General features: G+C 61.3%; 7 protein-coding genes and 2 pseudogenes. 3 read left to right on the top strand and 6 right to left on the bottom strand.

The features are described 5' to 3' along the window. The 6 genes and pseudogenes from ATY75_RS10395 to ATY75_RS10370 form a co-directional block, all read right to left on the bottom strand. Positions 1–126 (bottom strand): annotated as a pseudogene (locus ATY75_RS10395) (substrate-binding domain-containing protein); the annotation flags it as partial. Beyond that, positions 126–710 (bottom strand): annotated as a pseudogene (locus tag ATY75_RS10390) (DUF4167 domain-containing protein); the annotation flags it as partial. The pseudogenes ATY75_RS10390 and ATY75_RS10395, both read right to left, overlap by 1 nt. Before the next feature lie 343 nt (positions 711–1,053). Continuing rightward, entirely contained in the window at positions 1,054–1,914 is an 861-nt protein-coding gene (gene prmC / locus ATY75_RS10385) for a peptide chain release factor N(5)-glutamine methyltransferase (RefSeq protein ID WP_088937468.1), read from the bottom strand. Next, a complete protein-coding gene (prfA, locus tag ATY75_RS10380) occupies positions 1,911–2,990 on the bottom strand; it encodes a peptide chain release factor 1 (RefSeq protein WP_088937467.1) in 1,080 nt (359 codons plus the stop codon). The genes prmC and prfA overlap by 4 nt, the downstream gene beginning before the upstream one ends. Positions 2,991–3,019: 29 nt before the next feature. Continuing rightward, positions 3,020–5,287, bottom strand: a complete 2,268-nt coding sequence (gene ptsP / locus ATY75_RS10375; protein ID WP_064840852.1) for a phosphoenolpyruvate--protein phosphotransferase — start codon at positions 5,285–5,287, stop codon at positions 3,020–3,022. 89 nt (positions 5,288–5,376) lie between these two features. Next, entirely contained in the window at positions 5,377–6,651 is a 1,275-nt protein-coding gene (locus tag ATY75_RS10370) for an aspartate kinase (protein ID WP_049732790.1), read from the bottom strand. 296 nt (positions 6,652–6,947) lie between these two features. Between ATY75_RS10370 and ubiG the strand changes: the two genes are divergently transcribed. The 3 genes from ubiG to ATY75_RS10355 all read left to right on the top strand — a co-directional run bounded on the left by ubiG (position 6,948) and on the right by ATY75_RS10355 (position 8,324). Beyond that, complete coding sequence (gene ubiG / locus ATY75_RS10365; RefSeq protein ID WP_088937466.1) at positions 6,948–7,694, top strand: bifunctional 2-polyprenyl-6-hydroxyphenol methylase/3-demethylubiquinol 3-O-methyltransferase UbiG; 747 nt, start codon at positions 6,948–6,950, stop codon at positions 7,692–7,694. Between the two features lie 61 nt (positions 7,695–7,755). Beyond that, positions 7,756–8,028 carry a type II toxin-antitoxin system ParD family antitoxin gene (locus tag ATY75_RS10360; protein ID WP_088937465.1) on the top strand — a complete coding sequence of 91 codons (273 nt, stop codon included), beginning with the start codon at positions 7,756–7,758 and terminating at the stop codon, positions 8,026–8,028. Next, positions 8,025–8,324, top strand: a complete 300-nt coding sequence (locus ATY75_RS10355; RefSeq protein ID WP_082935694.1) for a type II toxin-antitoxin system RelE/ParE family toxin — start codon at positions 8,025–8,027, stop codon at positions 8,322–8,324. Before ATY75_RS10360 ends, ATY75_RS10355 begins: the two co-directional genes overlap by 4 nt. The last annotated feature ends 2 nt before the right edge of the window (positions 8,325–8,326 follow it).

Below are 8,326 nucleotides of genomic sequence, written 5' to 3'. Positions count from 1 at the left end.
AGCGATGACCTTGATGCCGGCATCGTGCGCCTTCTGCAGAACGTCGGAAAGCGTCGTGCCGTCGATCGAAGCGATGACCAGAACCTTGGCACCCTTGGTGACCATGTTTTCGATCTGTGAAAGCTGGAGCCTTCTTCATCCATCGCGACTTCGGCCGGGATGCCTTCGATCTCCGGCTGCGGGCCGGTTCCGTCGATGACCTCGGCCTGGGGCGCCACCGGCGCCGGGGCGGGAGCCGGCTGAGGCTGGGGCTGCGACTCAGGTCGCGGCCGCGGCTGATGCTGCCGGCTCTGCGGCGGCTGGACGACGACGACATCATCACCGTCATTGTCGTTGTTATCGATCTCGTCGCCGTCGCGGTCTGCGGCGTCATTGTATTCGCCGCGATCGTCGCGCTGGAAGCGTTCCTGCATCTGCGCCTGGGCGCTGGCGATGATACGATTGTAATGTTCGGCGTGCTGGAGATAGTTCTCGGCAATCACGCGGTCGCCGGAGCTTTGAGCATCGCGGGCGAGTTGCGCGTATTTTTCGGCGATATGCTGGGCAGTCCCGCGAATCTTCACATCGGGGCCGGAGCTGTCATAGGTCCGGGTCAGCGGATTGCCGCCCTTGCGGTTGAAATTGTTGTTATTGTTATTTCCACCGCCGCCGTTGTTATTATTGTTGTTACCACGCCCTCGACCGCGCTTGTTCTGCTGTCCTGGCCTCATAGATCGTTCACCTGAATTCTCTGTTTGTGATGGATACATGGCACCAACCGCCATGACCGGAAAACCGGGTCAGGACCTTTGTGCCGCGAGCATACTGCGCCTTTGCGCCGACCTGCCGCTTGGTTCTCAAGTCAGTTTGACTGATTCACGCGTTGGGTCGTGTTCAACCGTTGAAACTCTCGTTTAAAAGAGCGGACCCCCGAGGCAAACCAAGTACCGAACGAATCTCGTTCATTCCTATCTGCCCAACACGTGTCCGCAACCTATATTGCTTCCCTGGGAAATCCAAGCCTTTTCTTCGCAATAACAATAATGTCCCGTTCAGTGCAGCAATTATCGCCTGTCACGCGAGCGCGAACACGAGCACCCTATCGTTCTGACCATAATCTTTTACGGATTTGAGGCACTTGAAGCCTTTCGCTTCAAAGATCGCCGTCACATCGTTTCGCTGATCGTAACCGATTTCCAGCCCGACGACCCCATCGGGCCTCATGAACCTTGCCGCATCCTTGGCGATAGCGCGGTAGGCGTCAAGCCCATCCGGACCGCCATCCAGTGCCGCGACCGGATCAAATTTCGTCACTTCGGGGGCGAGATCGTGAATGACATTGGAAGCAATATAGGGCGGATTTGAGACAATCGCGTGAAACGAACCCTGGATGCTCTCGAACCATCTCGACTGCACGGCCTGAAAACGCCCTTGCAAACCGTGTCTTTCCGCATTCGATCTTGCTGTGCGAAGTGCATCCGCCGATATGTCGCTGCCGACACCCGACGCATCGGGACATTCGCTCAAAAGCGCAAGGCATATCGCCCCGGTCCCGGTTCCTATGTCAAGGATATGGAGAGGACCTTGTGTCTTTGCAAGGTCGTTGAGACAGGCAAGCACCGTATCGACCAGGATTTCCGTATCCGGTCGCGGCTCCAGCGTTTCCGCCGAGAGGGCAAGCGGCAGGCCGTAGAACTCCCGTTCGCCGAGAATGCGATGCACCGGCTCATGGCCGAGCCGCCGCTCGAGCGCCTTGGACACCACCTCGGCCTGCTCCGGCGAAAGACTTTCGGCCGATCGCGTCAACAGCTCGGTCGACGATAACTTCAGAAGGCCCGCGACAAGCAGCCGGGCATCGGTCGCCGGATCGACGATACCAGCTTCGGTGAAGCGGCGGCGCGCTTCGGCAAGCGTATCGGCGACCGTCGGCCTCATTGCTGTTCGCCGAGCTGCGCCAGCTGGCTTGCCTGATAGTCGGCCATCAGCGCATCCACCACTTCCTCGATCTCGCCTTCCATCATCCGGTCGAGCTTGTAGAGCGTCAGATTGATGCGATGATCGGTGATCCGCCCCTGCGGGAAATTATAGGTGCGGATGCGTTCCGAGCGATCGCCGGAGCCGACCTGGCTCTTGCGGTCGGCCGAGCGCTCGCTGTCGGCCCTCTGCCGCTCGGCGTCATAGAGCCTGGAGCGCAGCACCTGCATCGCCTTGGCGCGGTTCTGGTGCTGCGATTTTTCCGAGCTGGTGACGACGATGCCGCTCGGCAGATGGGTGATTCGCACCGCCGAGTCCGTCGTATTGACGTGCTGGCCGCCCGCACCCGAAGAGCGCATCGTATCGATGCGGATATCCTCCGGCCGGATTTCGATGTCGATCTCCTCGGCCTCAGGCAGCACCGCAACCGTTGCCGCCGACGTATGAATGCGCCCGCCGGCCTCGGTATCAGGCACGCGCTGCACGCGATGCACGCCGGATTCGAATTTCAGCTTGGCGAAGACGCCCCGGCCGGTGATCGTCGCGATGATTTCCTTGTAGCCGCCGGCTTCGCCCTCGCTTGCCGAGAGCACTTCCACCTTCCAGCCTTTCTCCGCCGCGAAACGCTCATACATGCGGAAGAGATCGCCGGCAAAAAGGGCTGCTTCCGATCCGCCCGTACCGGCGCGGATTTCGAGGATCGCGCTCTTTTCGTCCGCCGCGTCCTTCGGCAAAAGCAGGATCTGCATCTCCTGCTCGAGCGCGTCGATCTGCTCTTTCACCTCAGGCAGCTCCAGCTCGGCAAGGTCGCGCATCTCGCGATCGACCGTCTTGTCCTCGAGCAGCGTTTCGAGATCGGCAAGCTCGGCATTCGCCTTCTCATAGGCGCGGATCTTGGTCACGACGGGCTGCAGCTCGGAATATTCGGATGCGAGCTTCACATAGACGTCGGCGGCCGGGCCGGCCGACATGCGCGCTTCGATCTCGCCGAAGCGGCGTTCCAGCTCGCGCATCTTTTCAACGGGAAGCTTCGCCACCCTTCACTCCGATTCTTCTTAACGTCTGCCTAAAGGGGAATATTGTGGCTCTCGGCGAAGCGGGCAAGCACCTCGCGCATCGGCACCATGGCGTGGACATCGTCCAGCACCTCATTCATCGCCGTTGCCAGCGCCCCGACATCGAGCCCGAGCAGCATCGCCTTCACCGGCCCGATCGAGGCCGGCGACATCGAGATCGAACGGAAACCGATGCCGAGCAGCGCCATGGCCGAGATGGGTTTGCTGGCGAGTTCGCCGCAAAGCGTCACCGGCGTCTTGTTCCGGTCGGCGCCGCGCACGATATCGCGCAGGATGCGCAAAAACGGTTTGCCGAGCGGGTCGAACCGATCCGAGACCCGCGCATTGCCGCGATCGACCGCCATCGAGAACTGGAAGAGGTCGTTCGAACCGACCGAGACGAAATCGACCGCCTCCATCAGCTCATCGAGCTGCCAGAGCAGAGCAGGCACCTCGAGCATCGCGCCGAATTGCAGCTTGCGCGGCAGCCCATGGCCGAAGCGCGAGAGATGCTGCACTTCCCTCTGCAGCAGTTCGCGCACCATCTTCAGCTCGGAAACCTCGGTCACCATCGGCACCATCAGCTTCAGCTCGGTGTCGGCCGATGCCTTCAGGAGGGCGCGCAACTGGGTGCGCAACAGTCCCGGCCGGTCGAGCGACAGCCGGATGGCGCGCCAGCCGAGTGCGGGATTTTCTTCCTCATGGCCACGGAAATACGGCACGACCTTGTCGCCGCCGATATCGAGCGTACGGAAGGTGACGGTACGGCCCGCCGCCTGTTTGATCACATTGCGATAGAACTGCTCCTGCTCGTCCGCCTTCGGCATGGTGGAGGCGATCATAAACTGCAGTTCTGTGCGGAACAGACCGATGCCCTCGGCGCCCGATTCCGAAAGCTGCGGCAGGTCGACCAGCAGCCCGGCATTCATCATCAGCGCGATCCGCTGCCCATCCTTGGTCACCGGCTCGACGGCGCGCAACGCCCGGAACTGCTCCTGCCGCCTGGCGCGGAAGCGAACCTTTTCTTCGTAGGAACGCCGGTGATCGGCCATCGGCCTGAGATGCACATGCCCCTCATCGGCGTCGATGATCACGGCATCGCCGTTCTCGGCGAGCGCCACGACGCCGGCAGCCTGGCCGATGACCGGAATACCCATGGCGCGCGCGACGATCACCACGTGACTCGTCACCGCCCCTTCTTCCAGCACCAGCCCGCGCACATTGGCACGCGGATAATCGAGCAGCTCGGCCGCCCCCATGGCGCGCGCCAAGATGACCGCGTCGTTGGGGAAACCTTCGGCGGTCGTCCGTCCGGTATACCCGGTCAATTGTCTGAGCAGCCGGTTCGCCAGATCCTCAAAATCATGCATGCGTTCGCGCAGATAAGGGTCGGTCAACCGCATCATCCGCGCCTTGGTGTCGCTCTGCACCTTCTCGACCGCCGCTTCCGCCGTCAGACCGTTGCGGATCGCCTCCTCGAGCTTGCGCACCCAGCCCTGGTCATGCGCGAACATGCGATAGGTTTCGAGCACCTCGCGGTGTTCGCCCTCCATCGACACGTCGCGGCGCGACAGCATGTCGTCGATCGAGATCCTCAGCGAGCCCATCGCTTCGGCGAGCCGCCGGATTTCCTTCTCGGCATCTTCGTTGAGCAGATTGGTGACGACGATGCGCGGCTCGTGCAGCACGACGTAACCAAGGCCGATGCCGTCATTATAGGTGTCGCCGTCGACGGTGACCGAGCGCGTCAGGTCGAGTTCGAGGCCCGGCTTGGTGATCTTTTTCAGCTCGCCGGTGGCGATCATCTCGGCGAGCACCATCGCCGTCGTTTCGAGCGCTTCCAGCTCTTCCTCGCGATAGTTGCGGCTCGCCTTGTTCTGCACGACGAGAACGCCAAGCGACCGCCCGGTCCTGAGGATCGGCACGCCGAGGAAGGAATGGTAGATTTCTTCACCGGTTTCCGGCAGGTAGCGGAAGGCGGGATGCGACTGCGCGTCGGAAAGGTTCAGCGGCTGGGCCGAAGCGGCGATCGTGCCGACGAGACCTTGCCCCATCTTCAGTTGCGCCAGGTGCACGGCCTCACGGTTGAGGCCTTCGGTCGCATAGAGTTCGAGCACGCCGTCGGCGCGCAGCACGTAAACGGAGCAGACCTCGGCCACCATGTTGCCGGCGATCTGGCGGACGATCCGGTCAAGACGATCCTGCGGCTCCAGCGGCTCCGCCATCAACTCGCGCAGCCGCCTGAGCAGCACGCGCGGACCGCCGGAAAGGTCTCTCATGGCGTCTCAAGCTCCCGAAACAACGCACTCAGTCCCGGCGGGCCGGCCCGCGTCTCCTCAACCTGAAGGGGCAGGCCGCCCACTGGGAATCAATTCTTATCCAGACCGTAGCAGGAATGCAAAGTCCTGACAGCGAGTTCTGCATAAGGACCGTCGATCAGGATGGAAATCTTGATCTCGGAGGTCGTGATCGCCTTGATGTTGATGCCTTTTTCGGCAAGTGCACGAAATGCGGTAGCGGCAACGCCAGCGTGGCTGCGCATGCCGATGCCGATGACCGACACTTTCACCAGCCCCGATTCGTTCTGCACGACGTCGTAGCCGATCTTCTCCTTATGGTCGCCGAGCACCTTGATCGCCTTCTCGACGTCGCCCGATGGCACGGTGAAGGTCATGTCCGTCTTCGACCCGTCCTCGGAAATATTCTGGACGATCATGTCGACATTGATATGAGATTCGGCGAGCGGCCCGAAAATCGCCGCGGAAACGCCCGGCCGGTCGGCAAGACGGCGAAGCGAGATCTGAGCCTCATCCTTGGCATAGGCGATGCCGGTGACTACTTCCTGTTCCACGATTTCATCCTCGTCACAAATAAGCGTTCCGGGCGGGTTTAGCAGATCGCCCATGCCCGGAGCATCGGGATCTTCGAAAGACGAGCGCACGAAGGTACGCACCTTGTGCACCATGGCAAGCTCGACCGAGCGCACCTGCAGCACCTTGGCGCCGAGCGAGGCCATTTCGAGCATTTCCTCGAAGGCGATCTTCTTCAGCCTGCGCGCCTTCGGCACGATGCGCGGATCGGTCGTGTAGACGCCATCGACGTCGGTATAGATATCGCAGCGATCCGCCTTGACGGCTGCCGCGATCGCAACGGCCGAGGTATCCGATCCACCGCGTCCGAGCGTCGCGAGGCGGTTGTCGGGTCCCAGCCCCTGGAAGCCGGCGATGACGGCGACTTGGCCCTCGCCCATCCGCTTGACGATGTCGGAACCGTCGATCTCCAGGATGCGCGCCGCGCCATGCGCGTTATCGGTGCGGATCGGGATCTGCCATCCCTGCCAGGAGCGCGCATTGATATCCATCGCCTGCAAGGCGATCGCCAGCAGTCCCGAGGTTACCTGCTCGCCTGAAGCGACCACCGCGTCATATTCGCGCGCATCGTAAAACGGCGAATTGGCGCCGATCACCTTCGGCATGCCCTGCACCCAGCCGACGAGCTCATTGGTCTTGCCGGACATGGCCGACACGACGACCGCCACCTCGTGGCCGGCATCGACTTCGCGTTTCACATGGCGGGCGACGTTCTTGATGCGGTCCAGGTCAGCGACGGACGTGCCGCCGAATTTCATTACGATGCGTGCCATATGCCTCTACCACGACTGGCGCCGGGAAAGCGGAAGACCGGACCCGGCATCACGAAAGCTCTGGGGCAGACCGCGTGGCCAGAGAGCCGCTCCCGACTTCTGGAACCGCTCTAAAAGCCCGGGTCCCCAAGGCCCCAAGTTGCGGCGTCTCTTAGCGAGTTTGGCGGGGGGAGGCAAGCGCGCGCGATAAAAGCGGTTGGCAAGCGGCTTCACACCGATCGGTCCCCTGGTCTGCGCCCCTTGACTTATGCCCCCGATCGTCCGACTTCACCTGTTACGAACGCAAGGAGTGGACGATGACGGAAGGCGCCAGAAGCACGATCGACCAGGGCGAAGTGGACCGCTTCTCGGCGATGGCGGCGGAATGGTGGAGCCCGACCGGCAAATTCCGGCCGCTGCACAAGTTCAATCCCGTCCGCCTCGCCTATATAAGAGACAAGGCCTGCGAGAATTTCGGCCGTGATCCGAAAAGTGCGCGCCCGCTGGAAGGTCTGCGCGTCCTCGATATCGGCTGTGGCGGCGGTCTGTTGTCCGAACCGGTCGCCCGCATGGGCGCTTCCGTCACCGGCGCCGATCCGTCCGAAAAGAACATCGGCATCGCCTCGACCCATGCCAAGGCCTCAGGCGTTTCGGTCGACTACCGCGCCGTCACCGCCGAGGAGCTGGCGGACGCCGGCGAAACCTTCGACATCGTTCTGAACATGGAAGTGGTCGAACACGTCGCCGACGTCGAGTTCTTCATGACCACCTGCGCAAAAATGGTCCGCCCCGGCGGCCTGATTTTCGTCGCCACCATCAACCGCACGATGAAGGCGGCAGCGCTTGCCATCTTCGCCGCCGAAAACATCTTACGCTGGCTGCCGCGCGGCACCCACCAGTATGAAAAACTGGTGCGCCCGGAAGAGCTAGAAAAGCCATTGACGGCAAGCGGCCTGGAAATCACCGATCGCACCGGCGTCTTCTTCAATCCGCTGTCGAACCAGTGGAACCTGTCCAAGGATATGGACGTCAATTATATGCTGCTGGCCAAGCGCGGGGCGTAGAGCAAGTCCTTACGCCCGCAAAATTGTGATAAGGTGATCCGGTCATCCGAAGGGAAAACCGATGGGCGAAGCCGCAAAAGTTACCGTTACCCTTGAGCCTCGTCTCGAAGAATATGTGCGCGACGAGGTCGCCCGCGGCGCCTATAAATCGAGCAGCGACTATATCGAAAGTGTGCTCCGCGAGCGCTACGATGATGATCGACGCGTTCACGAACTGGAAGACGAGTTACAAAAGGGCATCGCCGATCTGGAAGCGAGACAGGTCATGTCCCTCGACGAGGCGTTCGACAGTGTCTATGCGGAACTTGGTCTGGACAAGCTCCGCGCTCGATGAGGGTTGTTTTTTCGCGAGCTGCCCGCGCCGATCTGCTCACAATTGGTCGGTATATTTTTGAACAAAATCCGGCACGCGCTTTGCCATTCATGGAGGAATTGCGCTCCGCATGCATAGAGATTGCAGACATGCCGCATGCCTTTGTCGAACTCCGGTTACCACGGCTGACAGGAGTTCGGAGACGTCCTTTCGGAAACTACCTTATCTTCTATCGAATTGAAGATTCGACCGTGCAGGTGATGCGTATCCTGCATGGCGCACGCGATTACGCGCGCATCCTTCGACGGATGACTTGAAG

Source organism: Rhizobium sp. N122 (assembly GCF_002211295.1).
Taxonomy (GTDB): domain Bacteria; phylum Pseudomonadota; class Alphaproteobacteria; order Rhizobiales; family Rhizobiaceae; genus Rhizobium.
Note: the sequence above shows the minus strand (reverse complement) of the source record. Positions and strands in the feature narration are given on the sequence as shown.

Excerpts from the sequence above, each read along its gene's own strand:
- prmC (WP_088937468.1), bottom strand. The coding sequence starts at position 1,914 with ATGAGGCCGACGGTCGCCGATACGCTTGCCGAAGCGCGCCGCCGCTTC.
- ptsP (WP_064840852.1), bottom strand. The coding sequence starts at position 5,287 with ATGAGAGACCTTTCCGGCGGTCCGCGCGTGCTGCTCAGGCGGCTGCGC.
- ATY75_RS10370 (WP_049732790.1), bottom strand. The coding sequence starts at position 6,651 with ATGGCACGCATCGTAATGAAATTCGGCGGCACGTCCGTCGCTGACCTG.
- ubiG (WP_088937466.1), top strand. The coding sequence starts at position 6,948 with ATGACGGAAGGCGCCAGAAGCACGATCGACCAGGGCGAAGTGGACCGC.
- ATY75_RS10360 (WP_088937465.1), top strand. The coding sequence starts at position 7,756 with ATGGGCGAAGCCGCAAAAGTTACCGTTACCCTTGAGCCTCGTCTCGAA.
- ATY75_RS10355 (WP_082935694.1), top strand. The coding sequence starts at position 8,025 with ATGAGGGTTGTTTTTTCGCGAGCTGCCCGCGCCGATCTGCTCACAATT.